Origin of the sequence: Pseudomonas cyclaminis, from assembly GCF_015163715.1 — a bacterium.
Classification (GTDB): Bacteria; Pseudomonadota; Gammaproteobacteria; order Pseudomonadales; family Pseudomonadaceae; genus Aquipseudomonas; species Aquipseudomonas cyclaminis.
In genome coordinates this window covers 1-1,015 of the sequence record NZ_JADDUM010000373.1, presented here as the reverse complement: position 1 = coordinate 1,015, position 1,015 = coordinate 1, and the positions used below count along the sequence as shown (strand labels likewise).

Sequence of the window (1,015 nt, the reverse complement as noted above, 5' to 3'; positions counted from 1 at the left end):
TTTAATTCATCTGCACTCGGACAGCCGCTACCTTAGAAATCATACCGCAATCCCACATTCACCCCATACGGCTGCTTGATGTTCTTCCCGGTGCTGCGCTCAACACCCGCATGCAACTTCAGGTTCTGCGACACCGACATCGCCACACCCGCCCCCAGCTTCAGGCGCGAACCCGACAGGTCGTTGTTGAACGCGTTGTCGTTGACGAACACTTTATTGCTCTGGTCGAACTCGTGGGCCACCGCAGCCTTCAAGTACGGCTGCAACACCCCGCCGCTTTCCAATTGAATATTGCGCCGCACCGTTGTACCGATCTCACCGATGACCGAGCTTGTAAGCCATAAAAAATGCCCCCGCTCTTTCGAGAGGGGGGGCATTTTTAATGCTTATACACGCCACTCACGACCACACTAATGGCAACCATGTTTATATGTTTCAAGTGGCCCGTCCTGGGCCACTGACCATCCGTCGCCACTGTCATTTCTCACAGCTAGTCAACGCCGGGTCGCAGGGTATTGAATCCTCTGGCGGCCCCTCTCACTTCGTGGTCGCCTTTCGTACGGCTCACACAGGATTGCGACCATGAATCAAGACATCGACCCCGCGCTGTTGCTCTTGGAAACGCCCGCTACGCCTTCCTCATCACAACCCGATGATTTGCGCCTCGAGGGGTTTACCCTTCCCCAACCCGCCGATGCACTTCTGACACCGGCGTCCTTTGCCAGCGTACCGTTTTCTGACCTGCCCCTTTATCTGCCAACCCTGAGCAACCCGGTGGTGGGCTACGATGGCGGGCTTAATGATGCGGCGCTCAATGTCGACGGCAAGGGGGTGATCTGTATCCTGCTGCCCTATCTTGACCAGTCCGAAGGCGACTTCATTGAACTGCGGCTCAATGATGTCCGGGCCGACTTTCATACCGTCACTGAGGACGAAGCAGAAAACAGCAAGCAAATTGTCCTGTATGCGTCCAGCAGCTCTTTTGTGCGCGAGGCCGGGAATACGCTGCAAGCCT

Annotated in this window: 2 pseudogenes; one reads left to right on the top strand and one right to left on the bottom strand. The window is 56.1% G+C overall.

The features are described from left to right. Window positions 1–32: 32 nt before the first annotated feature. Window positions 33–335, bottom strand: a pseudogene (locus tag IQK56_RS30605) (autotransporter outer membrane beta-barrel domain-containing protein); the annotation flags it as partial. A gap of 247 nt (window positions 336–582) precedes the next feature. On the opposite strand from IQK56_RS30605, the pseudogene IQK56_RS30600 reads away from it, so the two are divergent. Continuing rightward, window positions 583–1,015 (top strand): annotated as a pseudogene (locus IQK56_RS30600) (hypothetical protein); the annotation flags it as partial.